The sequence below is a fragment of the Acidocella sp. genome (assembly GCF_036489515.1).
Lineage (GTDB): Bacteria > Pseudomonadota > Alphaproteobacteria > Acetobacterales > Acetobacteraceae > Acidocella.
Genome location: NZ_DASXFO010000047.1, coordinates 1 through 26,986 on the forward strand (window position 1 = coordinate 1; position 26,986 = coordinate 26,986).

Here is a 26,986-nt window from a genome sequence, read left to right on the forward strand (position 1 = left end):
GGCCTCCGCTTCCGGCGCCTCGAACACCAGTTCGTCGTGCACCTGCAGCAGCATGCGCGCGGAAAGCCCCGCGGCCTCCAGGGCCGCCGGCATGCGGACCATGGCGCGCCGGATGATGTCGGCGGCCGTGCCCTGGATGGGGGCGTTGATCGCCGCCCGTTCGCCGAAGCTGCGCTCGGCCGGCGACTTGCCGCGGATCGCCGGGATGTGGACCTTGCGCCCGAAGGCCGTCTTCACGAAGCCATGCTCGCGCACGAAGGCCCGCGCCTCGTTCATGTAGTCGCGGATGCCGGGGAAGCGCTCGAAATAGGTCTTGATGTAGGCGCCGGCCTCCGACTGCTCGATGCCCAGCTGGTTGGCCAGGCCGAAGGCGGAGATGCCGTAGATGATGCCGAAATTGATCGCTTTCGCGCGCCGCCTGGTGGCCGCATCCATGCCCGCCATCGGCACGCCGAACACTTCCGAGGCGGTGCGCGCATGGATGTCCTCGGCCTTCGCGAAACTCTCCTTCAGGGCCGGGATGTCCGCCACATGGGCAAGCAGCCGCAGCTCGATCTGCGAATAATCGGCCGAGATCAGGCTGTGCCCGGGGGCGGCGATGAAGGTTTTGCGGATCCGTGCCCCCTCGGAGGTGCGGATCGGGATATTTTGCAGGTTGGGGTCGGTCGAAGAGAGGCGGCCGGTGGTGGTCGCGGCCATCGAGAAACTCGTATGCACGCGCCCGGTCTTCGGGTCGATCTGCTCGATCAGCGCATCGGCATAGGTCGATTTCAGCTTGGCCAGCTGACGCCAGTCCATCACGCGCTGCGCGATGTCGTGCCCGGCCTCGGCGAGCGTCTCCAGCACCGAGGAATCGGTGCCCCAGGCGCCGATCTTGCTCTTCTTGCCGCCGGACAGTTTCAGCGTCTCGAACAGGATCTCGCCGAGCTGCTTCGGGCTACCGACGTTGAATGTCTGGCCCGCCAGACGGTGAATGTCGGCTTCGATCTCCCCCATGCGCGTGGCGAATTCGGCCGACATCGCGGCGAGGTCCGCGCGGTCCACCATCACGCCATAAAATTCCATGTCGGTGAGGACCGGGATCAGCCGCTTCTCCAGCAGCTCGTACAGCGCCAGGGACTTGTTCGTCCGCAGCATCGGTTTGAGCTGCTGCCACAGCCGCAGCGTTACATCCGCCCCCTCGGCGGCATAGGCGGTGGCGGAACCAATCGGCACGTTCACGAAAGCCAGGCGGTTGCGCCCGGAGCCCGCCGCGTCGTCGAATTTCTTCGGGACGTGGGCGAGGTGCTTTTCCGAGAGCGTGGCGCGGTCATGGGCGAAATTGCCGGCATCCTGCGCGTAGGAGATCAGCATCGCGTCGTCGATCGGCGCCACGGTGGCAAGCCCGGCTCGGGTCAGCACTTCCAGCTGATATTTCGCGTCGAAGAAGATCTTCATCACGGAAGGATCTTCCAGCAGGGGGGCGAGGGCGCCGAGCACCGCCTTCATGGTCAGAAGCGGCGCGTCTTCCAGGCCGAGATTATGCCCGAGCGGCACATAGGCGGCGCGGCCGGGCGCCACGGCGAGCGCGATGCCGACCAGATCGCCGTGCAGCGACAGATGGTTGTCGGTCTGCATATCCAGCGCCAGTTTTCCGCTCCGCCGCGCCTCGGCGATCAGCTCGTCCAGTGCCGCTATCGAGGTGACTGTGGCGTAGCCGCCGAACGGCGCGGCCTCTACCTCCACCTCGGGGGCCTTCTGCTCCGGCACGTCGATCAGCGCCAGGCGGTGCTTGATGCTCTTGAACGTATTCTGGTCGAGAAAGGCCGAAAGCACCGCATCGTCCCAGCGGCGGAGGGCAAAATTCTCCAGCGGTTCGGGCAGCGGCGCGTCCGCGCGCAGGGTCACCAGCTGCTTGGAAATCCGCGCCTTGTCGGCATGCTCGATCAGCATGTCGCGCCGCTTGCTGGGCTTCATCGCCGGGGCGGCTTCCAGCACCGCCTCGACCGTGCCGTATTCGTTGATCAACTGCGCCGCGCCCTTCGGGCCGATGCCCGGCACGCCCGGCACGTTATCGGTCGAATCGCCGATCAGCGCCTGCACCTCGATCACCTTGTCCGGCGTCACGCCGAATTTGGCTTCGACTTCCGCCAGGCCGATCGGCAAGTTCTTCATCGGGTCGAGCATGCTCACGCCCGGGCCGATCAGCTGCATCAGGTCCTTATCGGAGGAAACGATCACCGCCTCGCCGCCGGCAGCACAGACGGCCTTGGCATAGGCGGCGATCAGATCGTCCGCCTCCCAGTCCTCAAGCTCGATGCAGGGCAGGCCGAAGGCGCGCGTCGCCTCGCGGATCAGGGCGAACTGAGGCCGCAGCTCCTCCGGCGGTTCCGGCCGGTGCGCCTTGTAGGCATCGTACATGCGGTTGCGGAAGGTCACGCGTCCGGCGTCGAAGATCACCGCCAGATGCGTGCCGGTATGATCCTTCAGCAGCCGCGCGATCATGTTGCAGAAACCGAAGACCGCGTTCACATGCGTGCCGTCGGGCCGCGTCATGTCCGGGATGGCGTGAAAGGCGCGGAAGATGAATCCCGATCCGTCGACGAGCACAAGCCTCATGGGATCAGATCAATGCGCGGAATCGGTGGCGCCGGGTTCCAGCACGAACAGCTTGGAACAATACGGGCACATGATTTGCCTCGTGATTTGCGTGTCCGGAATCTTCAAGTAGACTCGCGGGTGACCGTAGGCGCCATTGCCGCCATCGCAGGAGACCGCACTGGTTTTAACATGAATGATCTCGGTCGGGGTTTTTTGCGCGGTGGCGTCCATTGGTCCTGCCTTCAAGGGTGGAAGTCGCGGCGATGATAGCGGCAATCATCCGGAAGCCCAAACTCGCGGTGCTGCTACTGCTGGCGCTGGTCGGCGGCTGCGTGCCGATCCCGTTCGGCATCCCGAAGGCGCGGCCCGACTTTCCCATCGTCACCAGCGGTTTTTTCCACCTGCCCGACGGCGCAACGCTTCCCTATCGCTATTATCCGCCGCAGGGAAAATTGCGCGCCGTCGTTCTGGCATTGCACGGCTATACCGACAGCCGCGACGGCTGGGTGATCTTGGCGAAAACGCTGAACCCGCGCGGCATCGCCATTTACGCGCCGGACCAGTCCAGTTTCGGCGCCACTGCGAATCGCGGTTTCTGGCCGGGCACGGACCGGCTGGTGGACGAGGCGCGGGACATGGCGGTTAGCTTGCGCGCCCGTTACCCGGCGCAAAAACTTTTCATCATGGGTGAGAGCATGGGCGGGGCCATCGGCATCCTGCTCGGAGCCGACAAAACTCCCCCGCCGGTGGACGGGTATGTCCTCTCCGCGCCGGCGGTGTGGGGCGGGGAGGCGCTGAACCCGGCCTACCGCGCCGTGCTCGGCATCGCCGATGAGGTGGCGCCGGGTAAGCGCCTCACCGGCCAAGCGGTGCACATCACCGCAAGCGATAACCGCGCCGCCCTGATCGCCTTCGGCGAGGACCCGCTGACCATCCATGCCCCGCGCCTCGACAATCTGGCCGGGCTGGTGCGCCTGATGGGCCAGGCGCAGGCCGCCTGCGCGGATTTTCGGCAGAAGGCGCTGTTTCTCTACGGTGGGCACGACGAGCTGATCCCCGCCGAGGCGATGCGGCGCTGCTGGAACGCGATCCCGGCGGACGCGCCGGTGACGCTGGCCTTCTACCCGCCGGATTATCATTTGTTGCCGCGCGACAAGGAACGCGCCGTGCCGGACGGCGACATCGCGGATTATATTCTGGGAGAAGGCCTCAACTCAGCGGCGCCCAGCCTGGCCACGGTGTTTTTGGGCGATGGCGATTGAGCGAGAAGAAAGCAGCCGCTTTTTAAAAAAGCGGCGCAAAAATTTTTGCTAATCTGGGCCATGGGCGTTGTCGGTGACAACGCCCATGGCCCAGATTAATAAAGTTTTTTTGCTACTTTTTGTTCGCAAAAAGTAGCCTTTTCTTCGCTTTCCTTCAGGTGTTGCTAGGCTCGGTGATCGGTCGCGACTTGCCTTCGGCATCGATGGCCACGAAGGTGAACACCGCCTTGGTCACGCGGTATTCTTCCGTGCCGATGCGCGCCCGCCGCCAGGCTTCCACGCTGATCTTCATGGATGTCCGGCCCGTGGAGAGCAATTCACAATACACGCTGACTTCGTCGCCGATTTTCACCGGGCGCAGAAAGGTCATCGCGTCGACCGCGACGGTGGCGCAGCGCCCGTGCGAGGTGCGTCCGGCGAGATTGCTGGCGGCAAGGTCCATCTGGCTCATCAGCCAGCCGCCGAAAATATCGCCATTGGCGTTGGCATCCGCCGGCATGGCGATAGCCCGGACCATCGGGATCCCGGCCGGCGGTTTTTCCACGGACTGCGCATCGGTCATAATCAGAGACTCTTGTCGATCCAGGCTTTCAGCGCCGATTTTGGCGCAGCGCCCACCTGCGTCGCCGCCGGCTTGCCGTCCTTGAACAGGATCAGCGTGGGAATGCCGCGCACGCCGAACTGCGACGGGGTCATCGGGTTCTCGTCGATGTTCACCTTCACGACTTCCAGCTTGCCGGCATATTCGGTGCCCAGCTCCTCCAGCGCCGGGGCGATCGCCCGGCACGGGCCGCACCATTCGGCCCAGAAATCCACCAGCACCGGCGCGCCGGCTTTCAGCACGTCGGTCTCGAAACTCGCATCGGTCACAGGTTTGCTCATAACCAAATCCTTAACTGTTAAGCATCAACATGGCGGTGAATGAGGGGGTGATCAAGCGGGCGCATGAGTATCAAGCCTGTCCCGCGTCACCAGCATGGAAGTCGCACTTTCGGTCCAGATCAGCAGGCAATGAATTTCTGCTTTGGGGAAAATTGTCGCCAAAATGGCCCGGTAGGCGGCGAGCTGTTGCAAATATTTTTTCGGGATGTCCTCAGGCCGCAAAGGGGGCTGACGGTCGGTCTTGTAGTCGGCGAGCCACACCGCCGCCTCGGTCACCGCCAGACGGTCGACCACGCCGGCGATTTCCACATCGCCGAGCACGCCGGCCAGGGGCACTTCGGCCTGGGCGCCGGGCGCAAAGAGCGGGGCCAAAGCGGGATCGTTCAGGATCGTGAGAACCGAGTCGCACACGCGCTCGGCCTGGTCGGCGAGCGCTGCATCGGCGGCCAGGTAGCGCCGTGCGGCCTCTTCGCGCGCCGGCGCAGCAAGATCGGGCAGATGCTGCAGCAGCGCATGCACGGCCCGACCGCGCGCCATGGCGGCGGCGCGCCGTTGCCGCGATTCGGACAATTCCAGGCCCAGCGGGCTGGCGGCGATGGCGCGCTGCTTCTCGTCATCGGTGCCGCGGCTGGGGGCGATGCGTTCCGGCCGCGTGGTCTCACCCGCGGGCGGGAGGGCGGCCCAGCCCGGCGCAGCACCGGCCCAGCGCGGCAGTGTTGCGACCGCGGCGGCTTCGCGCCGGGCGGCGACGCGGTCGGGTGAGGCGGTCTGTGCGCAGGCGTAGACCAGCCGGTTTTCTGCTTCGATCACCCCGTCCAGCCGGGAAAAACCGGCTTTGACCGATTCGTACCAGCTGGTGTCGGACGCCGCGCGCTTGCCCTCGGCGCCGCAGACGATCAGCTCGTCCTCGGCGCGGGTCAGCGCCACGTAGAGCAGGCGGTTATATTCTTCCTCCATGGCAGTAGTGGCCTGTGCGGCGGCCTCGGCCAGCGCCTGGGAGCGCAGGGCGCCGCGCGGGCAGAACACCGGCACCGTCGCGTTTTTTTGGCCAGGCACCGGCAGCCAGAACAGTTTTTTGTCCATTTTCGGCAGGGTGGTGGTGTCCGGCAGGATCACGATCGGCGCCTGCAGCCCTTTCGCGCCGTGCACGGTCATGATCCGCACGACATCGCCGCCGGCCTCGGCCTCGCGCTTGATCGAGGCGCCGGATTGCCGGAGCTGGTGCAGGAAGAGCTGCAGCGAACCGGGCGACGACTGCGAAAAGCTTAACGCTTCGGCCAAAAACTCGTCGATCGGCTCGGCCGCCTCCGCGCCCAGCCGTTGCAATAGTTTGGCGCGGCCGCCGAGCGGGCCCAGCGCCTCGCTCAGCAGGGCGAACGGCGTCAAATAATCCACGCGGCTGCGCATGGCCTCGAAATAGGCGCGGGCTTCCTGCCAGTCCGGGCGCTCCGCGGCGCGGGAGAACAGCACCGAGACCAGCCGCCCGCGCCGGCTCAGCGCCAGCTCCATCAGGCTCTCATCGGAGAGTCCGCCGAGCGGCGAGGCGAGATATTGGCCGAAGGCGAGATCGTCCTCCGGCAGCAGCAGTGCATCGCACAAGGCCAGCAGATCGCTCACCGCCGCCTGCTCGGTCAGCACCATGCGGTCCAGCCCGGCCACCGGAATGCCGGCGGCTTTCAACGCGCTGGTGATGGCGGCGACCAGCGCATCGCGCCGCCGCACGAGCACCAGGAAATCCCCCGGCGTCGCATTTTTGCGCCGGCTCGGAAGGTCCTGGCCGAGACGTTCAGCGATGAATTCGGCGATCTGCCGGGCCAGCAGGGTCTTGGCGGAATCCGCGGTTTCGTACGCGTCGGGCACTGACCAGGCGGGCACCTCGGAGGCCGGGCTCTCCTTGGTCAGCGGCCAGAGCGTCACCGACCCGGCCTGCCCGGCGCGGCTGACGCCGTGGCGCAAAATTTCGTCTTGCAGGCACACGCCGCGCCGTGCCGGGCCTTGCGCGAACACCGCATCGGTCAGCGCCAGCACCGGTTCGGTGGAGCGGAAAGAGACGGAGAGTTTGCCGTCCAGCCAGCTTTCCCCGGCCGACTGCACCTTCTGGCGGAATTTGCGCCGGTAATGCTCGAAGCTTTGCAGATCCGCGCCTTGGAAGGAGAAGATCGATTGTTTCGCGTCGCCGACCGCGAAGATAGTTCTGCTCCGCTCCTGCGCACCGGTGCCGGAGAAGAACTCATCGCCGATGGCGTCGGCGATCTCCCATTGCGACGGCGCGGTGTCCTGCACTTCGTCGAGGAGCAGATGATCGATGCCGCCGTCGAGCTTGTAGAGGATCCACGCCGCCCCCGGATCGATCAGCAGCCCACCGGTATGGCGCACCAGATCGTTATAGCTGAGCCGTGCCGCGAGCTGCTTTTGCGTGCGTTCCTGGGCGAGGATCGGCGCCATCAGCTGCAGCAGGAAGGCGTTGATTTCCGCCAGCCGCGCCGCGCGCAGGGATTCCTGCACGGCCTCGATGCGGGCGCATTCCCGGGCGATCTCCGCCTTGATGTCGTCTTCCTCGGTGCTAAGTTTTTTTCCGCAATAATTGTGGAGCGTCAGAGGCGTGCCTTCGCCGCCTTGGGTGAAATGCGCCGCACGCCAGTTCGCCCAGGCCGTGACGCGCGCTTCCGCAGGCAGCGCCAGCCAGTCCAGGGCGCGCAATGCCCATTTCTGGCCGCTCGCATTGCCCAGCTCGGCGACGCGGCGCAGCACTTCGCGCACCTGGTTTTCGCGCGACCAGGAGATGGCGGCGGCGAGGATTTCGTCGCCGCGTTCCTCGCCCGCACCCAAGGCCGCGCGCAGCAGCTCCGCGGCCTGCGCCGCATCCGGCAGATCCCCGCCTTCCGTGGCAAAAGTCCCGGTCAGGCCGGCAAAACTCTGCTCGTCAGTTTCCGCCGCCAGCGCGAAAATCGCGTCGCGATGGGCGCCTTCGGCCAGCACGGCCTCACGCGCCTCGCGCAGGCGCAGGTGAGCGTCGGCATCGTCCGCCACCTCGAAATGCGGCGACAGGCCGGCTTCCAGGGGGAAGCGCCGCAGCAGAGACTGGCAGAAGGCGTGGATGGTGCCGATGCGCATGCCGCCTGGCAGGTCCAGCACCTCGGCGAACAGTTTTCGCGCCAGGTCGAGGGTTTGCGGCGTCGCCGGCACATCGAGCGCGGCCAGGTCCGCCGCCAGCTTGGCCTCCGGCATCACCACCCAGGCGCCGAGCCGGCGGTTGAGGCGGATGGTCATCTCCGCCGCCGCTGCCTTGGTGTAGGTGAGGCAGAGGATTTTTTGCGGCTTGGTGCCGCTGAGCATCAGCCGCAGCAACCGGTCGGTGAGCAGCTTGGTCTTGCCGCTGCCCGCCGAGGCGGCGACGAAGGCGGAGGTGGCCGGGTCCGAGGCGCGCAGCTGCTCGGCGTTGGCGATGTCAATCACTGTCATCGTTGGCCCATTCGGCGCGGCGGGAAATGCCCGCGTAGGAATCGTAGAGATTCTGCCGCGCCGGGTGAGGCGCGGCGAGATAGGGGGTCGCGGGATCGGCGAATTTCGCGAACAAAGCGGGCAAGGCGTCGCGCGCGGCGTCGATCACTTCGCGGAGTTTTTCAGGCTTGGCGGCGAACAGCGCCTTTTCCTCGCCGGGCTCATGCCGGCCGGACAGCCGCCAATAGGCGAGCTCCGCGACCTCGCCGGCAAGCCCGGGGCCGAACGCGCCGGCCTCGGCCATGAGCGCCTCCAGCGGCAATTGCGGGGCGGTGCCGGCAAGGACGGCCTGCGCGGTGGGTGGCACGCCGGTCTTGTAGTCCATGATGGCGATCCGCCCGTCGGCGCGCCGCTCGATGCGGTCGGCGCGGCCCTTCAGCACGAAGCCGCCCATCACGCTCATTTCCGCAGACTTTTCCAGCGCCATGGTTTGCGGTGCCCCCAGTGACGCGCGGCGCTCCCGCTCGGCGGCGAAAATCCACACCGCGATGCGCTCCAGGCGCGCCGCCCACCATTGTTCCAGCGCCGCGCGCGGCCTTGTGTCATGCATCGCCTGTTGCAAGGCCAAGATCAGTTTCCGCGCGCCATCTGGTGCTGCGATGTATGCCGGATCGGCGAAAAACGCGGCCAGGCCGGCATGCACGACGTCGCCGAACTGGCTTTGGTCGCTTTCCGCGTCGAGCGCGTCCAGTTCTCGGATGCCGAGGATTCGCCTGGCGTAAATGGCGTAAGGGTCGGCCAGCAGCGTGGCGACGTCGGAAATGCTGAACGCCTGCGGCCGGGCGGCGGCTGGTGGACGCGGTTCCGGGCGCGGCCGGGCGATGCGGGAGGCCGGGGCATCAAGCTGGGCGGCCCAGGAGGCGGCTTCATGGGCGGGCAAAGCGAGTCCGGCGCCCTCCAGCAGCGCGTTCAGCCGTGTGAGCCAGCGCGCGGGCACCGCAGGGGCGCGTTCGCGCCGCGCCGGGGCGGCCAGCACCACCGTGCCGCAGGCGGCGGCGAGGGAGAAAAAATCGTGCGCCGCCGCGGCGATTTCGGTCTCCGGCGCCGGCAGGCCGGCGGCTTTGCGCATCGGCCGGCTGAGCCAGGGGCCGGGCTCGGCCATGCCCGGCCAGACGCCTTCGGCCAGCCCGCCCAGCACGGCGATGTCCACGCTTTGCAGCATCGCCTCCTGCACGCCCCAGATGGCGACGCGGGGATGCCCGTCCTTGGTGCGCGGGCGGCGGACCACTGTGCCCGCGAGCAGCGCGTCGATCAGTTCCGGCAGATCGGCAGGGCGGATGTCGGGGAGGTCCGCCAAGGTTGCCAGGGCTTCCAGCAGCAGCTCCGAGAGCGCGCTGCCCGCCTCGCCGGACCAGAGCCGCTCGGCGCCTTTTTGGTCCGCCGTTTCGGTCAAAGCTTCGGCGGCTTTGATCAAAGCTTCGAGCGCCGCCGCTGGGTTCACCGCGCCCGGGAGGGAGAGGGGGGCCAAGCATTGCTCCAGCCGGTTTAAAAATCCCCGGTCGGGTTCGAGCTCGGGTTTTTCGAGGCGGAAACGCAATCCGCCGAAGCCGGGTGCCGGGCGCGGGCCGCGCAGGGCCAGCGTCTCCAAACGCTTGGCGTGGTCCCGGCATTGTTCGGGGGCCAAGCCGGCGGCGGTGAGCGGGTGCTTCAACAAGGCCAGCAGAGGCAGCGGCGCGTAATCGGCGGCGGCGGCGCTGCTCAGCAGCCGCAGCAGCAAAGCGGGCGGCGTTTCCAGCAGTTTTTCACCGGCGCTGTCATCGGCGGTGACGCCGAAGCGTTTCAGGGCCGCGGCGACGCGGGTGGCGAGGCCGCGATCCGGCGTGATCAGCGCCGCAGTGCGGCCCGGCACCTCCAGCGCATCGCGGAGGATCATGGCGATGGCGGTGGCGTCCTGCGCTTCGTCCTGCGCCTCCAGCCGGGAGAGCCCCTCGATGCTGAGCGGCGTCTTGTGCTGCCAGTCGCCCAATTGCGCCGCCGGCAGCAATGCACGGGAGAACAGGGCCGCGCGTCCAGTCGCTTTTGAGTCCGCTCCGAGGCGCAAAACGTCGTCCCGCCGCGCGCCGATGGCGGTGAGCAGCCTCGCGATGCCGGACTGAGCGTGGCTGTCGTCCAGCGCCGCCCAGGCTTCGTCCGATAAGGCGGCATCGTAACCGGGGAGGACCAGAAGCCCGCGCTTCAGGCCGGCGACGGTGCCGGCCAGGCGGCACAGCGCCGGATTGCCCTCGCGCGCGACCAGCCAGACGCGGTGCGGCGGCGGCGTGTCCCGCCAGGCCGCACTTTGTGCGTCGATCAGCCCGACCAGGCGTGCCGCCGGGTTGACCTGCCCCAGCGAGGCGAGAATCGCCGGCCAGTGATGGGTGACGATGCGCAGGAATTCCAGCGTGGTTTGCCAGTGGCTGGCGAGGTCGCCCTCGACCACGCCGGGGAGCGTCTCGGCCAGGTCGATGCCAGCGTAATCCGCCTCATCCAGCAGCCGGCCGAGTTCGGCGGCCAGGGTCCAGGCGCCGGGCAGGCGCACCGGGGCGCCGCGCGCGCCGTTCATTTTCAGGATCAGCTGCGCCAGCAGCGCCTGGCGGCGCATCGGCGCGATGGCGGGCGGCAGGTCCAGCCCGCCGCGCAGCGTCAGGGCCGCCTCGTCGATCGCGCCGAGCGCGATGATGCGCGGCAGCAGCAGCGCCTTGCCGCCATTCTCCTCCAGGAACGCGCCGGCGAGCGCCTGGGCGGCGCGGCGGCTGGGCAGAATGATCAGCCCGTCATGCGGCGCTTCCGGCGCGGAAAGCCAGAGTTTTGCCAGCGCCGGCAGAAACGGCGCCTCAGCCGGGAAGGCGCCGATGTTCATCAGGTGGTGTTACCGACTTCGAGGGCCGCCAGCACGGCGTTGGCGCGTTCGAGGTCCTCGGGCGTGGAGAGGTGGAACCACACCCCGTCATGCACGATGGCGCCGAGGCGCCCCGTTTCCATCGCCTGGTCCCAGAGACAGTTCATGCTGAACGGCGCCGCCGGGGCCTGCGCGAACAAACGCGGGGTGACGATCTGCACGCCGGAGAACAGATAGGGCGCCACGTCGCGCTCGCCGCGCCGCTGTAGCCCGCTATCGCGCGGCCAGAGAAAATCGCCGCGCCCGGTTTCGGCCACGGCGCCCGCGGCGCGGGCCAGGAGCAGCAGCGTGTCCATTTGCGCGGCATCGAAAGCCTGGGCGAGTCGGCGCAGCGTATCGCTCGGCCCATCCACCCAATAGGTGTCGCCGTTTACTACGTAGAAGGGCGCATCCGGCAACAGGTTTTGCGCCAGCATGGCGGTGATGGCGCCGCCGGTCTCCTGCAATTGCTCCTCGCGCAGCAGGGTCACGCCGGGATAGTCGGCGAGGAACGCCTCCATCTGCTCGGCCAGGTGATGCGCGTTGACGATGATGCGCGTCACCCCCGCCGCCTGCAGGCGCTCCAGCACATGGGCGAGAATCGGCCGTCCATCCAGCGGCAGCAGCGGTTTGGGGGTGGTGAGGGTGAGGGGGCGCATGCGGGTGCCGCGCCCGGCACTCAAAATCACAGCTGTATCAGGACGCATCAAACCACCTTTGCTCGCCGGCCAGAGAAACTTCGCGGCCCCCGGTGCCATGTGCGATCGTCACGCGCAATGCATGGGCGGGCGTGAGCGGCCCCAGCCGCTCCGGCCATTCGACCAGCACGATGCCCTCCTGCGCCTCGTCCCAGCCGAGTTCCTCCAGCCCGTGATGGTCGGATAACCGCCATAGGTCATAGTGCCAGACGGTCGTGTAAGCCGTCTCATAGCTTTGTACTAAAGTGAAGGTCGGGCTCGGCACGGTGAGCGTGGGATCGCCCGCCAAGGCGCGGATGAAGGCACGGGCGAACGTGGATTTCCCCGCGCCCAGCGGGCCGGTGAGGAGCAGAACGTCGCCCGGCCGGGCGCGCTCAGCGAGGGTGCGGGCCAGAGCCTGGGTGGCGGCCTCGTCGGGCAAAGTCAGTTGCATGGAGCGACTTTAGAGCGGGGCTCTCGGGAGAAGGAAGAGGCCGCTTTTTGAAAAAAGCGGGGCAAAAACTTTTGTTATGCTGGGTTATGGGCGTTGGCGGCGGCATCGCCCATGGCCCAGGGGCAGAAGAGTTTTTTTGCTTCTTTTTGTTCACAAAAAGAAGCCTTCACTTCCCTTGCAGTCGGAAGGCCGGTGTGGTTCGTCCTGATCATGGAAAAATTGATTACCGATGTCGCCATCATCGGCGCCGGCCCGGCCGGGATGTTCGCCGTGTTTGAATGCGGGATGCTGAAAATCTCCTGCGTGCTGATCGACAGCCTGTCCGAGGCGGGTGGGCAATGCGCCGCTTTGTACCCGGAAAAACCGATCTACGACATTCCCGGCCATCCGGGCATCGAGGCGGGGGAGCTGATCAACCAGCTGGAGGTTCAAATTGCGCCGTTCGCCGCACCACGGCTGTTCGGCCGGTGCGTGACGGCGCTGCAAGGTGAGAAGGGGGACTTTACCCTGACCACCGATGCTGGAGACGAAATTTCCGCCAAGGCGGTGATCGTGGCCGCCGGCGCGGGGGCGTTCGGTCCCAATCGGCCGCCGCTGGAAGGGCTTGCCGCCTATGAGGCGAGCGGTGCGGTGCAATATTACGTGAAGCGCAAGGAAGCCTTGCGCGGCAAGCGGGTGGTGATCGCCGGCGGCGGGGATTCCGCAGTGGACTGGGCGCTGGCGCTGAACGGTGTGGCGGCCAGCATCGCCGTGGTGCACCGCCGGCCGAAATTCCGCGCCGCCCCGGAGAGTGCGGCGCAGCTGGATGCGGCGGCGGCGCGGGGCGAGATCGAGATGGTGATCCCCTACCAGCTGCATGGCCTGCAGGGTGAGGGGGGCGCGCTGACCGGGGTGGAGGTCGCGGATCTCGATGGTGGCATCAAACGGCTGGAGGCCGACGTGCTGCTGCCCTTCTTCGGTCTGGCGATGGAGCTGGGGCCGCTCGCCGAATGGGGGTTTGATCTCGAGCGCCACCACGTGCGGGCCACGCCGGCGACCATGGAGACCACGATCCCAGGCGTGTTCGCGATCGGCGACATCGCCACCTATCCCGGAAAACTTAAGCTGATCCTGCAGGGGTTCGCCGAGGCTGCGGTCGCGGCGCATGCGATCCACCCGATCGTCTACCCGGACAAGGCGCTGCATTTCGAATATTCGACCAGCAAGGGCGTGCCGGCTTAGGAAGGGAAGGCTACTTTTTGTGAACAAAAAGTAGCAAAAAAACTTTGTTAATCTGGGTCATGGGCTTTGTCGGCGACAACGCCCATGGCCCAGCATAAAAGAAGTTTTTGCGCCGCTTTTTTCAAAAAGCGGCTTCTTTCTCAAGACGGCAGATGCGCCAGCGTGTCCGCCGCCATGGTCGCGGCGGCGCGGCGCAGCATTGTCGCGTCGTCGGCCTTCACTTCGATCATTTCGCTCATCAGCGGCTTGCCCGTGGAAACCTCGTCCAGCTCGCCGCCGAGATAGATGATCAGGTCGCTGACCTTGTGCACCGCACCAATGAACACATAGGCCGCACCGGTTTTTCGGGCGGCGGCGAGCAGGCAGCCGCGGCAGGCGGATGGGTGGTCGTAATCGGCTGCGATGCCAGCCAGAGCGGTTTTTGCGGCCGCGGAGTCCTGGACCTGGAGCCGCAAGCTTGCGTTCAATTTTTCCGTGAATACTTGCGCCGCCGCATCAACCCATTGTTGTTGCGCGGCGATCACGGCAGGGCGCTGGTCGGCGGACGTGTCGAACATGTCGAACGGGCCGACGAGAATTTGCGGCGGTGCAGCAAGGCCGCGCCCAACGAGGCTCAGAAAACAAAAAACCGCCACACCCCACGCTACGAAACTGCGCGGATGAAACGGCATCGTCATTGAATCGGCGCTGCCCAAGCGATCCCCGCGGAACGAAGCGGGGTGCTTGGACGCACTCTACTTGCTATCTGCGGGCGGAAACGTAGCTGTTGATTTCGGCGCCGATGCAGATTTCGGTCATTACGGGTTTATGCCACATTGTGATTGTTCCTTTGTTTGTTTGTTGTTCAAGGAGACAGCTACGGTTTATAAACTGATTTTCGACGCATGTCACGGAAAGTGGCCGCTTTTTAAAAAAGCGGCGCAAAAATTTTTTATTGCTCTGGGCCATGGGCGTTATCCCCGCCAACGCCCTTGACCCAGATTAACAAAGTTTTTTTGCTACTTTTTGTTCACAAAAAGTAGCCTTTCCTTCCTTTAAATCAATAAACGACCACGCTGCGGATGCTTTCGCCGCGGCGCATCAATTCAAACCCTTCGTTGATTTTCTCGAACGGCATCACATGGGTAATCAGGTCGTCGATGTTGATCTTGCCGTCCATGTACCAGTCGACGATTTTCGGCACATCGGTGCGGCCGCGTGCGCCGCCGAAGGCCGTGCCGCGCCAGTTGCGGCCGGTGACGAGCTGGAACGGGCGGGTGGAAATTTCCTGGCCCGCGCCGGCGACGCCGATGATGATCGACGTGCCCCAGCCGCGATGGCAACATTCCAGCGCCTGGCGCATGACTTTCACATTGCCGATGCACTCGAAGGAATAGTCCGCGCCGCCATCGGTGAGGTTGACGAGGTAGGGCACCAGATCCTGGCCGATCTCGGACGGGTTGACGAAATGCGTCAGGCCGAATTTTTCCGCCATCTCCTTGCGGCCGTTGTTGAGGTCCACGCCGACGATCATGTTAGCGCCGGCCAGCCGCGCGCCCTGGACGACGTTGAGGCCGATGCCGCCGAGGCCGAACACCACGACATTGTCGCCCGGCTGCACTTTCGCGGTGTTGATCACCGCGCCGATGCCGGTGGTGACGCCGCAGCCGATGTAGCAGATTTTTTCGAACGGCGCGTCCTCGCGCACTTTGGCCACCGCGATCTCCGGCAGGACCGTGAAATTCGCGAAGGTCGAGCAGCCCATATAGTGCATCACCGGCGCGCCCTTGCAGGAGAAGCGGGAAGTGCCGTCGGGCATTACCCCCTTGCCCTGGGTGGCGCGGATCGCGGTGCAGAGATTGGTCTTGCGTGACAGGCAGGATTTGCAGTTGCGGCATTCCGGCGTGTAGAGCGGAATCACGTGGTCGCCGCGTTTCACGCTGGTAACACCAGGGCCGATTTCCACGACGATCCCGGCGCCCTCATGGCCGAGGATCGCCGGGAACAACCCTTCCGGATCGGCGCCGGAGAGGGTGTACTCGTCCGTATGGCAGATGCCGGTCGCTTTCACTTCCACCATCACCTCGCCCTCTTTCGGGGCGTCGATCTTCACCATGCCGAGGTCGAGGGTCTTTCCCGCCTGCCAGGCGATTGCTGCGCGCGTTTCCATGGCGCGATTCCTTTCTCAGGCGTGCAGCACACCCGATGCCTTGGCGGCATGGGTGGCGATGGCGTCCATCAGCGGCGGTGACAGGCAGTCATAGGGTTCCAGCCCGAGTTCCTTGAGCCGGGCGCGAATGGCGCCCATTTCCGACGGGGCGGTGCCGCTCTCGATCACCGAGGACACGAAAGCGCCGAATTCCGGCGCCGACCAGCCGCTCTGGTCGGAGAGTTCGGTATGCACGAAATCCAGCCCGTAGAACGGATGGTTCTTGTTCTCGATGCGCCCATACATGTGCACGCCGCAGACCTTGCAGGCATGGCGCTGGATGGTGGCCGACGGGTCGATGATGTGCAGCTTCTCCTCATGGGCGATCACCTTGACCGCGTCACGCGGCACCACCGCGATCACCGCGAATTTCGCGCCCGCGGGCTTCCAGCATTTGGTGCAGCCGCAGGCGTGGTTGTGCATGGTCTGCGCGGCGACCTGCACCACCACCTGATCGGTCGCGCATTTGCAATGCAGCGTGCCGCCGGCAAAATGCGCATCGCTGGGCTTGATGGCGTTGTCGATGGACGGGTGAAGCGAGATGTGGTTGGCCATTTTTTTTGGTCCTTTCCGGTAACGTTGGGAAGCGGGGGGACGGACTGCTGAGGCTATTGCTGCGGCTATTGCGGAGGCGTGCCGGTGTCGACCGCGCCGATCGCGCGGGCCTTCGTGTATTGATAGATCGCGTCGATATCCTGCGGCGAGAAGAAGCCGGCCCAGGCGGGCATGCCCTGCGCCTTGCGGCCTTCCATGGCAATCGAGAGGAATTGGCTTTCCGTCATGCCGTTGTTCAGCGAAGCCCGCAGGTTTGGCGCGTACTCGCCGCCCACCGCATCGGAGCCGTGGCAGCGGAAGCAGTAGGAGTCGAACAGCTCATAGCCACGGAATACCGGTTGCGTGACTTTTTGTGTGCCCGGCTGAAAGATCGGGAAGCTGGTGGTGACCGGCTTGCCGTTGACCGTGGTGGTGTAGGTCTGGCCCGGCGCCGCGGTTGCGGCAGATTTCGGCGCCTTCAGCGAAAGGATCCAGGCGACGATCTGTTGCAGCTGGGCGTCGCTCAGCTGCGGATGCGCCGGCATCGGGATCTGTCCCCAGGTGCCGACATGGCCGTTCTTGATCGCGCCTTCCAGCGTGCTTGCCGCACCGGGCTGGCCGGCGAATTTCTGCGCGACGGCGGTGAAAGCCGGGCCGACCAGTTTTTGGTCGGTGCTGTGACAGGAAAAACAGTCGCTGGCTTTGGCGGCGGCCTCGCCGGGCGCGGAGTCATCGGCAGCCATCGCCACCGCCATGCAGGCGAGCAGGGTGAAGCCCATGACCCCCAGAGCCGAAAGGTTGAGCAAAAACGTCCGGGGGAGTGCGCGAATGATCATCGTGCGTGCCTTCAAAAAATGACGTCTGAAATCACTGATTGGTGTAATTCACTGAAGCCGGCGGTTTGTAGGATTTGACGTTGGCGTCGGCGAGAATCGCCTCGATCTGCGGCTTGCTCGTGGCCAACGCTGCATTCAGCGCGGTCTTCATCTCGGTGTCTTTGGCGCGGACGCCGAGCGCCATCGGATAGGTGTAGCTCACCTGCGGCAGGCCCGGCCCGTATTCCTCGGTGGGCACCGGCGTCACCGTGAGATCGGGATAATTCTTCAGGAAGGCGCCGATCGCCGGCTCCCAGGTGATCATCACGCCCACGCGACCGGTTTCCACCGCTTGCAAAAGTTGTTCCGGGGAGGCGGTCGGGTCGTCGGCGATATGGAAGATCACGGCGTTCTGCGTGAGATCGAGCATTTGCAGCGCCGTCTCCGGCGTGGTGTCCTCCTCAAAGCCGATCGTCACCGGGTGCCGCGTCAGCGCGGTCATCGAGGTGATGTCGTAATTCTTGTCGGTCTTGCTGATGAACACGTAGGAGGAGGTGTAATAGGGGTTGGTGTAGCCCTCCTCGTTGTCGCCGTAAGGCAGGTTCATCACCACGTCGCATTTGCCGGCATCGAGATTATCGGCGAGGAAATTGGAAAATCCGCCTTTGCCGCGATAGCTCGCCCAGTGATATTCCAACGTGCGGCCCATGGTCTTGGCGAGCACCTCGGCAACTTTGTTCTCGAAACCCTGTCCGGCGCTGTTGGAGAAGGGCAGATAGTCGGGGTCGGCACAGACGCGCAGCACATGGTTGTTCGCAGCGCCCTGCGCGTGCGCAGCCAGCGGTGCGGCGAGGCCGATGAGCGCCGCGAGCGGCAGCACATGGGGGAGGGTTCTTGGCATAGCTCATTTCCTTTGTTCTGGAGGCGGTTCGAGGGCGCGCGATCGGCGTCACCGGCGCCAAAGAGGCCAGCCTGGGCTTTTTTTGGTCAGAACCCAGGCTGGTTCGGTGCCGTGTCAGTCCGCGCTGGCGACGGTCGTGGGCAGCGCGAAGACCATCAATGTGCCGCCGAGATTGGTGTAGTTGTTCAGCGAGGCGTTCAGCCCGACCGCGCCGAGTCCGGCTGTCGACTCATGCAGGTTGTTGGTCATGCCGATCGCCGCCCAGCCGCCGACGCCGCTCAGGACCGCGAGATATTGCCGTCCGTCATGCATGTAGGTGATCGGGTTGCCGATGATCCCGGATGGGCATTTGAACGAATACAGGATGTGCCCGCTCTTCAGATCGACCGCCTGGAATTGGCCGGTCAGCGTGCCGTAGAAACCGACCCCGCCGGCGGTGGTCAGCGCCCCGCCCCAATCCTGGAACATGTCGTGGTTTTCCCACTTGGTCTCGCCGGTCATGGGATCATAGGCGATGAAGCGGCCGCGATAGCCGCCCGGGCCCGGGGTCATGTTCACCAGCGCGCCCACATAGGGGAAGCCCGCCATGTATTTCACGTTGAACGCCTGATAGCTCATGCAGAGATGGTTGAGCGGTGCGTAGAACAGCTTGGTGTTCGGGTCGTAGGAGACCGGCTGCTCGTCCTTGTCGCCCTGCGAGGCTGGGCAGATATCGGTGACGTTCTTGTTCTCCGTGGTCATCTTCGCCGGATTGACGATCGGCTCATAGGTCGTCGGGTCGATCCCGGTGGCCCAGTTCACCGACGGATCATATTTATGGATCGCCAGCGGCTTGCCGGTTTCCCGGTTCAGCACGTAGGAGAAGCCGTTGCGGTCGAAATGCACGAGGCCCGGCACCTGGTGGCCCTGATAGTCGACCGGCACCAGCACCATCTCGTTCACGCCGTCATAGTCCCAGCCGTCATGAGGGGTCATCTGGTAGACCCATTTCGTTTCGCCGGTATCCGGGTTGCGGGCGAAAATGGTCATCGACCAGCGGTTCTTGCCCGGGCGCTGGCTGGGATTCCAGGTGCCGGGATTGCCGGTGCCGTAATACAGCAGGTTCAGCTTCGGATCATAGGAGAACCAGCCCCAGGTGGTGCCGCCGCCGTACTTCCACTCGTCACCCTGCCAGGTTTTCGTGCTGGAATCCGCGCCGACTGGCTGGCCGGTGGCGCCGTCGATGGTGGTGTCGGCATTGATCAGCGTGTCGCTGTCCGGGCCCTCGCTATAGCCGCGCCAGAGCAGCTTGCCGGTATCCGTGTCGAACGCGCTGATATAGCCGCGCACGCCGTATTCGCCACCGGAGACGCCGACCATCACCTTGTTGCCGATCACCAGTGGTGCTGCGGTCACGGTCTGGCCCTGCTTGGGATCGGCGTTGGTCGCCTTCCAGATCACTTTGCCGGTTTTGGCGTCGAGCGCGAACACCGTTCCGTCGAGCGCAGCCATGAACAGCTTGCCGTCGGCATAAGCGGGGCCGCGATTGACCACGTCGCAGCAGGCGACCGGGGGAGCGTCCTCATTCGCGGGCGGGGTGAATTGCCAGGCGATCTGGTCGACATGGTCGAGGTCGATCGCATAGACATTGTTCGGATAGGAGGTCACGTAGTACATCATGTTGCCGACCACGAGCGGCTGGCCTTCCAGGCCGCGGTTGGTGCCGGTCGACATGGTCCAGGCGACCTGCAGGTTTTTCGCGTTGCTGGCGTTGATCTGGGCGAGCTTGCTGTAGCGCCAGTTCGCGTAGTTACCGGACGGCATCACCCACTGATTGGCGTCCTTCGACATAGTATCCAGCGATGCGGCGGATGACCCCGTCGCCGACATGCCCATCGAGGATGAGCTCATCGTTGATTGGGCCTGTGCCCCCAGCACCAGCGCGCCGGCGCCGAACAGGCCGAGCGCTGTCACTTTCAGTGAGGCGCCACGCAGCAGAAATCTCAATTTCTTCATTACGTTCCTCCATTGTGCGGCGCCACAGCAGACGGCATGTCCCGCCGATTATTATGAATCAGCACCGGAGTTCCCGGATGAGCGTCGATCCGGGGGCAGAAGCCCGGACAGCGTAAGTGCTCAGCAAGCACCGTGCCAACGCGTGATCGCGTGTCGATGCCGCGCAAAGCCGCGGAAAGACGGGGTTTTTGATGTGTCACCGTCCCGTGCCAGTGGCTTCGGGCCGTGACACTCTGTGCCGCGCGGGCAAATTGTTCGGCGTTTGACGCTGATGCATCGACCCTTCGCGTGAAATCTGCTAGTGAAAGCAAAACGCGGGTCCAGGGAAAACCGATGGTCCACGCCACGAGGAACGTCCCGCCACTCGCCGCTTCCGGCGCGGGTGACGGTGAAGAAGCGGCTGAGATCCTGTCTGCGCGGGCGTTGCATGGCGCCAAGCCGCGCCGCACCGGCTATATCGACGCGGCCTGGCAGCGCTGCACCGAGATGTACCGGCTCGATCCCGGGGGGCGGCCGGTGCCCGAGCATATCGGCGGCACGGCGCTGAAACACCGGCGCGAGGCGCTGGCCTTGTTCGAACTGGTCGGATGGGGCGAGATGCGCCGGCTGTTCGAGCAGTTGAACCAGCAGATCGTGCAGCCGAACAGCGTCTCGGCGCGTTTCGCGCTGATGCTGGTCGACGCCGAGGCGACGATCCTTGAAGTGCTCACCAATCCCGCATCCACCAGCGACGCGCACGAAGCCCATATGCGGCCGGGCTTTCTCTGGGATGAACGGCATGTCGGCGCCAACGGACCCGGCACCTGTGTGCATGATGGCCGCGCCCGGTTGGTGCATCGGGAGGACCATTTTTTCTGCTGCAACCGCGAAATGAGTTGCTCAGCCGCGCCGATCTGGAATGCCGAGGGTGAGCTCCTCGGTGCGCTCGACATCTCCTTCTTCGACTGCAAGGACAGCCGTGCCAGCCAGGCGGCGACCGGGGCGCTGGTCGCGATGTCGGCGCGCATCATCGAGCAGCTGCATTTCGCGCAGCAATACCGCGAGGCGCTGGTCATGCATTTTCACGAGCAGCCCGAATTTTTCGGGCTGCCCTACGAATCACTTTTGGCGGTCGACGAGGCCGGGCGGGTGCTGGCGGCGGACGGCACGGTCACCAACCGGCTCGGCTTCAGCAGCCGTTCGGCGCTGGTAGGACGCAGCATCTCCGACCTCTTCGACATCACCCCGGAGCGGCTGTTCGCCTACGCCGAGACGCAGCCGATGGCCGCCTGGCCGCTCGCCTACGGGCAGAACGGCCATGGGTTTGTGAGCCTGCGCGCGGCGACGCCGCCGCGGCTGCGCGGCGCGCGCGGCCTGCGGAGTCCGGGGGGCGTGCGCCCTGCGGTGCCACTACGGCAAAACGCCACGCTGCTGGCGCTGGCCGGCGAAGATCCGGTGATGCTGAAAAACGTCTGGCGCGCCGAGCGTGTGATGAACAAGGACATCCATGTGCTGCTGCTGGGCGAGACCGGCACCGGCAAGGACACGTTTGCGCGTGCGATACACGCGGCCAGTGACCGGCGCGAAGGGCCGTTCATCGTCATGAGCTGTGCCGCGATCCCGGAAGCCCTGATCGAGAGCGAGCTGTTCGGTTATGAGGCCGGCGCCTTCACTGGCGCGCGCGCCGGGGGCATGCGTGGCAAGGCGCTGGCTGCGCATCACGGCACGCTGTTTCTCGACGAGATCGGCGACATGCCGCTCTCTATCCAGGCACGGCTGCTGCGCTTGCTGGAGGAAAAAGAGATCGTGCCGCTGGGCAGCGCCACGCCGATCCCGGTGGACATCCGCGTGATCAGTGCCACGCACGAGGATTTGGAGGCGCAGGTGGCGCGCGGAGACTTCCGCATGGATCTGTTCTACCGGCTGAACGGCATGTCCCTGACCCTGCCGGCGCTGCGCTTCCGCGCCGATCGCGCCGCGCTGATCGAGCGCGTGGCGTGTGAGGAGAATGGCGGCGTGCCGATCGCGATCGCGCCGGCGGCGCGCGAGATCCTGTCCTTCTATGCCTGGCCGGGCAATATCCGTGAATTGCGCAACGCCCTGCGCACCGCCATCGCTTTTGCCGAGAGCGGGACGCTGGAGGTGAGCCATCTGCCCGGCGCGTTGGCGCGTGGCAGCTGGGGGGCACAGGCCCGGGGGCGCGGGCCCGAGGATCACGCCGAACCGGCCAACCCCACCGAGCATGCGCTGATTCTCAGCGAACTCGAGCGCCAGCACTGGCGCATTACCAGCACCGCCAACGCGCTCGGGATCAGTCGCAATACGCTGTACCGCAAGCTGCGGCGTTATGGGCTGCTGCCGCCGGTGACCCCGGAAAACTAGGAAAGTGGCCGCTTTTTAAAAAAAGCGGCGCAAAAATTTTTGTTATGCTGGGGCATGGGCGTTGTCGCTGACACCGCCCATGCCCAGATTAAAAAAGTTTTTTTGCTTCTTTTTGTTCACAAAAAGAAGCCTTTTCCCTGCGCTTGCGCCGGCGCCATCTATGCTACAAATGTAAATGACAGATAGTTCGTGGAGTTAACGGTCTTCACGGCGCCGCGGGTCGTCGGCAGGAGGAAAAGAGAATGGGAGAAGACCCCCTGGAACGTGGGCTTGTTTTGTTTTTCCGTGTCGCCGTCGGCTGGATTTTTTTGCATGCCGGTCTGAAGCAGGTGCTGACGCCGCATTTCAGTGTCGTACCGTTCCTTTCGCATACGCAAACCTTTCACCACGTTTTCGCCGTTTTCACGGGTCCCGGCGTGGCGCCCTTCGTCAGCCTACTGGTCTCATGGGGGCAGGTGCTGCTCGGCATCTCGTTCGTGTTCGGAGCGCTGGTGCCGTTCAGCGCGCCGTTCGGGATTCTGCTCATGCTGATCTTCTGGCTGGCGCATATGGATTGGCCGTTCGACGACGGCCCGTTTTATGTCTTCGTCGGCCCGGATCTGCTGTTTGCCGGGATTATCCTGCTTCTGCTGATCAAGCGCGCCGGCCATGTTTTTGGACTGGACTCGTTTCTGCTCCGCCGCCGCGTCTTCGCGCGCCGTTCCCGGCGGATCTGAAATTTTGTTATGCTGGGCCATGGGCGGCGCCAACGCCCATGGCCCAGATTAACAAAGTTTTTTTGCTACTTTTTGTTCACAAAAAGTAGTCTTCCTTCAAATAGGCAGCGCGCCGTTCTTCATTCGTTCCATGGCGAAGCGCGAGGAGACGTTGCGCAGCGGGAGGGCTGCGATTAGCCGCCGGTAGAACGAGTCATAGGCGGCGATGTCCGGCACGATCACGTGCAGCAGATAATCCACGTCGCCGCTCATGCGCCAGGCGCCGACGATCTCCGGCGTCTCCTCTACCAGCGCCGCGAAGGCCGCGAGCCATGAGGCGGAGTGGTCGGCGGTCTCCACCGAGACGAACACCGAGACCGGCAGGCCGAGCTTGTCGGCATCCAGCACCGCGATCCGGGCGCGGATCACGCCGGCTTCCTCCATGCGCTTGATGCGCTTCCAGCACGGCGTGGCGGTGAGGCCGACCTTGTCGGCGATGTCGTTCAGCGACAGCGAGGCATCCTTGGCGAGGAGGCGGAGGATGGCGCGGTCGATTGTGTCGAGGTCATTCATGATAGAGCAGCTGACATGGTTGGTTATTTCTTATGGACTGAGTTGGCGCGAGAAGCGAGACCAGGAAAACCGACTATTGCGGCGGTGCAGAAACCGCGCTAGAGGCCGCCCCGGGTCACGCCCCCCCAATGGGGCGCTTTTCTTCTGTAAGGGAGAGTTTTTATGGCAGATCTTTCTGTCGCCGCAAAGCCGGCGATCCGTCCCGCCGTTCCCTATTTTTCATCTGGCCCCTGCGCCAAGCGTCCCGGCTTCAGCCTGGAAGCGTTGAAGGATGCGACCCTGGGCCGCAGCCACCGCGCCAAGGGACCGAAGGCCAAGCTGGCCGAGGTGATCACCCGCTCGCGGGCAGTTCTCGGCATGCCGGAAGGCTGGCGTCTCGGCATCGTGCCGGGCTCCGATACCGGGGCGGTAGAGATGGTGCTGTGGTCGATGCTGGGCGCGCGCCCGGTCGACGTGCTGGCGCATGAGAGTTTCTCCGAGGCCTGGGCGACCGACGTGGTGAAGCAGCTGAAGCTCGCCGACGCCCGCGTGCTCAAGGCCCCTTATGGCCGCCTGCCGAACCTGGCGGAGATCGATTTTTCGCACGACGTCGTGTTGGCCTGGAACGGCACCACCTCGGGCGTGTGTTTTCCCTCCGGCGATTTCATTCCCGCGGTCCGCGAAGGGCTGGTGATTGCCGACGCCACTTCCGCCGCCTTCGCCATGGATCTGCCGTGGGACAAGTTGGATGTCGTCACCTGGAGCTGGCAGAAGGTGCTGGGCGGTGAGGGCGGGCATGGCATGCTGGCGCTCAGCCCACGCGCGGTGGAGCGGCTGCTGACCTACAAGCCGGCCTGGCCGCTGCCGAAAGTGTTCCGCCTGACCTCGGGTGGCAAGCTGAGCGAGGGGATTTTCGTTGGCGAAACGATCAACACCCCGTCGATGCTCTGCGTCGAGGACGCGCTTGACGGCCTGCGCTGGGCCGAGAGCGTCGGCGGCCTGCCCGGGCTGATCGCCCGCTGCAAGGCCAATCTCGCCGCCGTTGCCGGCTGGGTCGAGGGCAATCCGCGCGTGCGCTTCCTCGCGGAAGTGCCGGAGACGCGCTCCTGCACCTCGATCTGCCTGGCCATCACCGCACCGTGGTTCGCTGCGCTGAACGAAGAAGGCCAGGCCAAGGCGGCGAAGGCCGTCGCGACCCTGCTGGAAAAAGAGGGCGTGGCTCTGGACGCCGGCGCGTATCGCGACGCCCCGCCGGGCCTGCGCATCTGGGGCGGCGCCACGGTCGAGACGTCCGACCTCGCGGCGCTGTTGCCCTGGATCGATTGCGCAATCGATACGGTGAAGGCTGAGTTTTAGGCTTCTTCTTTTTGTGAACAAAAAGAAGCAAAAAAACTTTATTAATGCTGGGGCATGGGCGTTGTCGCCGACAAAGCCCATGCCCCAGCGGGACAAAAGTTTTTTGCTTCTTTTTTCCAAAAAAGAAGCCCTTCCTTACTTCCTCCCAAACGGAATCTCTCATCATGGTAAAAGTCCTGATCAGCGACAAATTGTCGCCCGCCGCGATCGCGATCTTCAAGGAGCGCGGCGTCGAGGTCGACGTGAAGACCGGCCTCGCCCCTGCCGAACTGCGCGCCATCATCGGCGAATATGACGGCCTCGCCATCCGCTCCGCCACCAAGGTCACCCGCGAGGTGCTGGAAGCCGCGCCCCGCCTGAAAGTCGTCGGCCGCGCCGGCATCGGCGTTGATAACGTCGACGTGAAAGCCGCCACCTCCCGCGGCGTGGTGGTGATGAACACCCCGTTCGGCAACGCCATCACCACCGCGGAACACGCCGTCGCCATGATGTTCGCGCTCGCCCGCCAACTGCCGGAGGCCACGGTCTCCACCAAGGCCGGCAAGTGGGAGAAGAACCGTTTCATGGGCGTCGAGCTGACCGCCAAGACGCTGGGCCTGATCGGCTGCGGCAATATCGGCTCCATCGTCGCCGACCGCGCGGTCGGGCTGAAGATGAAGGTGCTGGCTTATGACCCGTACCTCACCGAGGCGCGCGCCGTGCAGCTGGGCGTGGAGAAGGCCGATCTCGAGACCGTGCTGGCGAAGGCGGATTTCATCACCCTGCACACGCCGCTGACCGACGCGACCCGCAACCTCCTCTCCCGCGAGGCGCTGGCGAAGACCCGCAAGGGCGTGCGCATCGTCAACTGCGCGCGCGGCGGGCTGGTCGATGAGGCGGCTTTGTACGACGCGCTGAAATCCGGCCATGTCGCCGGTGCCGCGCTGGACGTGTTCGAGACCGAACCCGCCACGGAGAGCCCGCTCTTCGAGCTGGAGAACGTGATCTGCACCCCGCATCTTGGGGCCGCAACCACCGAGGCGCAGGAGAATGTGGCGCTGCAGGTGGCCGAACAGATCAGCGATTTCCTGCTCGCCGGCTCGGTGACCAACGCGCTGAACATGCCGAGCGTCTCCGCCGAGGAAGCGCCGCGCCTGCGCCCCTATATGGATCTGTGCCGCCTGCTGGGCGGTTTCGCCGGCCAGCTCACCTCCGCCCGGGAAGGGTCGATCCAGCGCGTGCTGATCGAATATGAGGGCGCCGCCGCCCCGCTGAACCACCGCCCGCTTGGTGCCGCGGCCCTGGCCGGGCTGCTCGGTCCGGTGATGGAAGGGGTGAACATGGTGTCCGCCCCGGTTCTGGCGCGCGACCACGGCATCGAAGTGTCCGAGGCCACGCATGATCGTGTCGGCGACTATCAGAGCCTGGTGCGTATCACCGTGACGAGCGAGGGCCTGACCCGCTCGGTGGCCGGCACGCTGATCGGCAATGGCAGGCCGCGCCTGGTGGAGATCAAGGGCATCAAGGTCGAGGCGGATTTCGCCCCGCACATGCTCTACGTCACCAACAAGGACAAGCCGGGCTTCATCGGCCGCTTCGGCATGACCCTGGCCGATGCCGGGGTGAACATCGCCACCTTCCATCTCGGCCGCGCCGCCGAGGGCGAGGATGCGATCTGCCTGGTCTCCACCGATGGCAACACGCCGGACGCGGTGCTGGCCAAAGTGCGCGAGCTGCCGCTGGTGATGCAGGCGACCACGCTGTCGTTCTGAATTGAAAACGGCCGGGGTTCGCCCCGGCCTTTTTTGTTTTCGGAGAGAAGAAAGTAGCCGCTTTTTGAAAAAAGCAGCGCAAAAACTTCTTTTATGCTGGGTCATGGGCATTATCGCCGACGCCGCCCATGACCCAGCATAGCAAAGTTTTTTTGTTTCTTTTTGTTCACAAAAAGAAGTCTTCTCTAGTTTGTCGACGAAGAGCTCCGGCCGCCGTTGACTCGGGCGGCAACCGAGGCCGCACCGTCCTTAAGAGCCTCCTATGTCAAGTTTGCGCCGGTTTTAAACTCTTGCGCGACGTTGTCTGAAGTTGGCGGCTTTGCCTCTGTCTGTGCCGAAGCCACCCCGGCCCGGCGGAAGCTGGCGAGGCTACCAGAAGGATTCCTGAAGGGCGTCTCATGGAA

At 65.0% G+C, this 26,986-nt stretch carries 23 protein-coding genes; 6 read left to right on the plus strand and 17 right to left on the minus strand.

Annotation, left to right across the window (positions count from 1 at the left end; translation table 11 throughout):
- Both polA and VGG47_RS07115 read right to left on the minus strand, forming a co-directional pair.
- On the minus strand, positions 1-2,598 hold a 2,598-nt coding region (gene polA / locus VGG47_RS07110; protein ID WP_331536884.1), incomplete at its 3' end, for a DNA polymerase I.
- A gap of 9 nt (positions 2,599-2,607) precedes the next feature.
- Positions 2,608-2,811 (minus strand): zinc-finger domain-containing protein, encoded by a 204-nt coding sequence (locus VGG47_RS07115; protein WP_331536886.1) that lies wholly within the window; start codon positions 2,809-2,811, stop codon positions 2,608-2,610.
- A 32-nt stretch (positions 2,812-2,843) separates the two neighbouring features.
- On the opposite strand from VGG47_RS07115, the gene VGG47_RS07120 reads away from it, so the two are divergent.
- On the plus strand, positions 2,844-3,842 hold the full coding sequence (locus tag VGG47_RS07120) for an alpha/beta fold hydrolase (RefSeq protein ID WP_331536888.1): 999 nt from the start codon (positions 2,844-2,846) through the stop codon (positions 3,840-3,842).
- Between the two features lie 154 nt (positions 3,843-3,996).
- Here VGG47_RS07120 and VGG47_RS07125 read toward each other — a convergent pair whose 3' ends face one another.
- From VGG47_RS07125 to VGG47_RS07155, 7 genes are all read right to left on the minus strand, one after another.
- A complete protein-coding gene (locus VGG47_RS07125; protein ID WP_331536890.1) occupies positions 3,997-4,404 on the minus strand; it encodes an acyl-CoA thioesterase in 408 nt (135 codons plus the stop codon).
- 2 nt (positions 4,405-4,406) lie between these two features.
- A complete protein-coding gene (trxA, locus tag VGG47_RS07130) occupies positions 4,407-4,724 on the minus strand; it encodes a thioredoxin (RefSeq protein WP_331536892.1) in 318 nt (105 codons plus the stop codon).
- Between the two features lie 51 nt (positions 4,725-4,775).
- Complete coding sequence (addA, locus tag VGG47_RS07135) at positions 4,776-8,186, minus strand: double-strand break repair helicase AddA (protein ID WP_331536894.1); 3,411 nt, start codon at positions 8,184-8,186, stop codon at positions 4,776-4,778.
- The gene (addB, locus tag VGG47_RS07140) at positions 8,173-11,064 is read right to left on the minus strand and encodes a double-strand break repair protein AddB (RefSeq protein WP_331536897.1); all 2,892 of its coding nucleotides are present in this window, start codon (positions 11,062-11,064) and stop codon (positions 8,173-8,175) included. The genes addA and addB overlap by 14 nt, the downstream gene beginning before the upstream one ends.
- Positions 11,064-11,789: a nucleotidyltransferase family protein gene (locus tag VGG47_RS07145; RefSeq protein ID WP_331536899.1), complete on the minus strand. Its 726-nt coding sequence runs from the start codon at positions 11,787-11,789 to the stop codon at positions 11,064-11,066. The genes addB and VGG47_RS07145 overlap by 1 nt, the downstream gene beginning before the upstream one ends.
- Positions 11,779-12,213: a tRNA (adenosine(37)-N6)-threonylcarbamoyltransferase complex ATPase subunit type 1 TsaE gene (gene tsaE, locus VGG47_RS07150; RefSeq protein WP_331536901.1), complete on the minus strand. Its 435-nt coding sequence runs from the start codon at positions 12,211-12,213 to the stop codon at positions 11,779-11,781. The genes VGG47_RS07145 and tsaE overlap by 11 nt, the downstream gene beginning before the upstream one ends.
- A gap of 74 nt (positions 12,214-12,287) precedes the next feature.
- Positions 12,288-12,425: a hypothetical protein gene (locus VGG47_RS07155; protein WP_331536994.1), complete on the minus strand. Its 138-nt coding sequence runs from the start codon at positions 12,423-12,425 to the stop codon at positions 12,288-12,290.
- Here VGG47_RS07155 and VGG47_RS07160 point away from each other — a divergent pair.
- Positions 12,424-13,434: an NAD(P)/FAD-dependent oxidoreductase gene (locus VGG47_RS07160; protein ID WP_408841667.1), complete on the plus strand. Its 1,011-nt coding sequence runs from the start codon at positions 12,424-12,426 to the stop codon at positions 13,432-13,434. The two genes, VGG47_RS07155 and VGG47_RS07160, sit on opposite strands and share 2 nt — an antisense overlap.
- Positions 13,435-13,574: 140 nt before the next feature.
- On the opposite strand, the gene VGG47_RS07165 is transcribed toward VGG47_RS07160, so the two are convergent.
- The 7 genes from VGG47_RS07165 to VGG47_RS07195 all read right to left on the minus strand — a co-directional run bounded on the left by VGG47_RS07165 (position 13,575) and on the right by VGG47_RS07195 (position 19,867).
- Positions 13,575-14,111 (minus strand): DUF2380 domain-containing protein, encoded by a 537-nt coding sequence (locus VGG47_RS07165; protein ID WP_331536903.1) that lies wholly within the window; start codon positions 14,109-14,111, stop codon positions 13,575-13,577.
- A 64-nt stretch (positions 14,112-14,175) separates the two neighbouring features.
- Positions 14,176-14,382 carry a pyrroloquinoline quinone precursor peptide PqqA gene (pqqA, locus tag VGG47_RS15615; RefSeq protein WP_408841669.1) on the minus strand — a complete coding sequence of 69 codons (207 nt, stop codon included), beginning with the start codon at positions 14,380-14,382 and terminating at the stop codon, positions 14,176-14,178.
- A gap of 91 nt (positions 14,383-14,473) precedes the next feature.
- Positions 14,474-15,583 (minus strand): S-(hydroxymethyl)glutathione dehydrogenase/class III alcohol dehydrogenase, encoded by a 1,110-nt coding sequence (locus tag VGG47_RS07175; protein ID WP_331536907.1) that lies wholly within the window; start codon positions 15,581-15,583, stop codon positions 14,474-14,476.
- 15 nt (positions 15,584-15,598) lie between these two features.
- Positions 15,599-16,177: an S-(hydroxymethyl)glutathione synthase gene (gfa, locus tag VGG47_RS07180; protein WP_331536909.1), complete on the minus strand. Its 579-nt coding sequence runs from the start codon at positions 16,175-16,177 to the stop codon at positions 15,599-15,601.
- Positions 16,178-16,242: 65 nt separating this feature from the next.
- On the minus strand, positions 16,243-16,992 hold the full coding sequence (locus tag VGG47_RS07185; protein WP_331536911.1) for a c-type cytochrome: 750 nt from the start codon (positions 16,990-16,992) through the stop codon (positions 16,243-16,245).
- A gap of 31 nt (positions 16,993-17,023) precedes the next feature.
- On the minus strand, positions 17,024-17,872 hold the full coding sequence (locus VGG47_RS07190) for an extracellular solute-binding protein (RefSeq protein ID WP_331536912.1): 849 nt from the start codon (positions 17,870-17,872) through the stop codon (positions 17,024-17,026).
- Positions 17,873-17,986: 114 nt separating this feature from the next.
- Positions 17,987-19,867 carry a methanol/ethanol family PQQ-dependent dehydrogenase gene (locus tag VGG47_RS07195; protein WP_331536914.1) on the minus strand — a complete coding sequence of 627 codons (1,881 nt, stop codon included), beginning with the start codon at positions 19,865-19,867 and terminating at the stop codon, positions 17,987-17,989.
- 333 nt (positions 19,868-20,200) lie between these two features.
- Between VGG47_RS07195 and VGG47_RS07200 the strand changes: the two genes are divergently transcribed.
- Together VGG47_RS07200 and VGG47_RS07205 are read left to right on the plus strand one after the other, a co-directional pair.
- Positions 20,201-22,228, plus strand: coding sequence for a sigma-54-dependent Fis family transcriptional regulator (locus tag VGG47_RS07200; RefSeq protein ID WP_331536916.1), 2,028 nt, complete (start codon positions 20,201-20,203; stop codon positions 22,226-22,228).
- A 242-nt stretch (positions 22,229-22,470) separates the two neighbouring features.
- Positions 22,471-22,944: a hypothetical protein gene (locus VGG47_RS07205; RefSeq protein ID WP_331536918.1), complete on the plus strand. Its 474-nt coding sequence runs from the start codon at positions 22,471-22,473 to the stop codon at positions 22,942-22,944.
- A gap of 96 nt (positions 22,945-23,040) precedes the next feature.
- Here the strand turns inward: VGG47_RS07205 and VGG47_RS07210 are convergent, their stop codons facing one another.
- Entirely contained in the window at positions 23,041-23,496 is a 456-nt protein-coding gene (locus VGG47_RS07210) for an Lrp/AsnC family transcriptional regulator (protein ID WP_331536920.1), read from the minus strand.
- A 162-nt stretch (positions 23,497-23,658) separates the two neighbouring features.
- Between VGG47_RS07210 and VGG47_RS07215 the strand changes: the two genes are divergently transcribed.
- Both VGG47_RS07215 and serA read left to right on the plus strand, forming a co-directional pair.
- Positions 23,659-24,831, plus strand: coding sequence for a phosphoserine transaminase (locus VGG47_RS07215; RefSeq protein ID WP_331536922.1), 1,173 nt, complete (start codon positions 23,659-23,661; stop codon positions 24,829-24,831).
- A 164-nt stretch (positions 24,832-24,995) separates the two neighbouring features.
- Entirely contained in the window at positions 24,996-26,582 is a 1,587-nt protein-coding gene (gene serA / locus VGG47_RS07220; protein ID WP_331536924.1) for a phosphoglycerate dehydrogenase, read from the plus strand.
- Positions 26,583-26,986: the final 404 nt, after the last annotated feature.

Coding starts and splice junctions, on each gene's coding strand:
- VGG47_RS07115 (WP_331536886.1), bottom strand. CDS start 2,811: ATGGACGCCACCGCGCAAAAAACCCCGACCGAGATCATTCATGTTAAA.
- VGG47_RS07120 (WP_331536888.1), top strand. CDS start 2,844: ATGATAGCGGCAATCATCCGGAAGCCCAAACTCGCGGTGCTGCTACTG.
- VGG47_RS07125 (WP_331536890.1), bottom strand. CDS start 4,404: ATGACCGATGCGCAGTCCGTGGAAAAACCGCCGGCCGGGATCCCGATG.
- trxA (WP_331536892.1), bottom strand. CDS start 4,724: ATGAGCAAACCTGTGACCGATGCGAGTTTCGAGACCGACGTGCTGAAA.
- addA (WP_331536894.1), bottom strand. CDS start 8,186: ATGACAGTGATTGACATCGCCAACGCCGAGCAGCTGCGCGCCTCGGAC.
- addB (WP_331536897.1), bottom strand. CDS start 11,064: ATGAACATCGGCGCCTTCCCGGCTGAGGCGCCGTTTCTGCCGGCGCTG.
- VGG47_RS07145 (WP_331536899.1), bottom strand. CDS start 11,789: ATGCGTCCTGATACAGCTGTGATTTTGAGTGCCGGGCGCGGCACCCGC.
- tsaE (WP_331536901.1), bottom strand. CDS start 12,213: ATGCAACTGACTTTGCCCGACGAGGCCGCCACCCAGGCTCTGGCCCGC.
- VGG47_RS07160 (WP_408841667.1), top strand. CDS start 12,424: ATGGAAAAATTGATTACCGATGTCGCCATCATCGGCGCCGGCCCGGCC.
- VGG47_RS07155 (WP_331536994.1), bottom strand. CDS start 12,425: ATGATCAGGACGAACCACACCGGCCTTCCGACTGCAAGGGAAGTGAAG.
- VGG47_RS07165 (WP_331536903.1), bottom strand. CDS start 14,111: ATGACGATGCCGTTTCATCCGCGCAGTTTCGTAGCGTGGGGTGTGGCG.
- pqqA (WP_408841669.1), bottom strand. CDS start 14,382: ATGGCCCAGAGCAATAAAAAATTTTTGCGCCGCTTTTTTAAAAAGCGG.
- VGG47_RS07175 (WP_331536907.1), bottom strand. CDS start 15,583: ATGGAAACGCGCGCAGCAATCGCCTGGCAGGCGGGAAAGACCCTCGAC.
- gfa (WP_331536909.1), bottom strand. CDS start 16,177: ATGGCCAACCACATCTCGCTTCACCCGTCCATCGACAACGCCATCAAG.
- VGG47_RS07185 (WP_331536911.1), bottom strand. CDS start 16,992: ATGATCATTCGCGCACTCCCCCGGACGTTTTTGCTCAACCTTTCGGCT.
- VGG47_RS07190 (WP_331536912.1), bottom strand. CDS start 17,872: ATGCCAAGAACCCTCCCCCATGTGCTGCCGCTCGCGGCGCTCATCGGC.
- VGG47_RS07195 (WP_331536914.1), bottom strand. CDS start 19,867: ATGAAGAAATTGAGATTTCTGCTGCGTGGCGCCTCACTGAAAGTGACA.
- VGG47_RS07200 (WP_331536916.1), top strand. CDS start 20,201: ATGGTCCACGCCACGAGGAACGTCCCGCCACTCGCCGCTTCCGGCGCG.
- VGG47_RS07205 (WP_331536918.1), top strand. CDS start 22,471: ATGGGAGAAGACCCCCTGGAACGTGGGCTTGTTTTGTTTTTCCGTGTC.
- VGG47_RS07210 (WP_331536920.1), bottom strand. CDS start 23,496: ATGAATGACCTCGACACAATCGACCGCGCCATCCTCCGCCTCCTCGCC.
- VGG47_RS07215 (WP_331536922.1), top strand. CDS start 23,659: ATGGCAGATCTTTCTGTCGCCGCAAAGCCGGCGATCCGTCCCGCCGTT.
- serA (WP_331536924.1), top strand. CDS start 24,996: ATGGTAAAAGTCCTGATCAGCGACAAATTGTCGCCCGCCGCGATCGCG.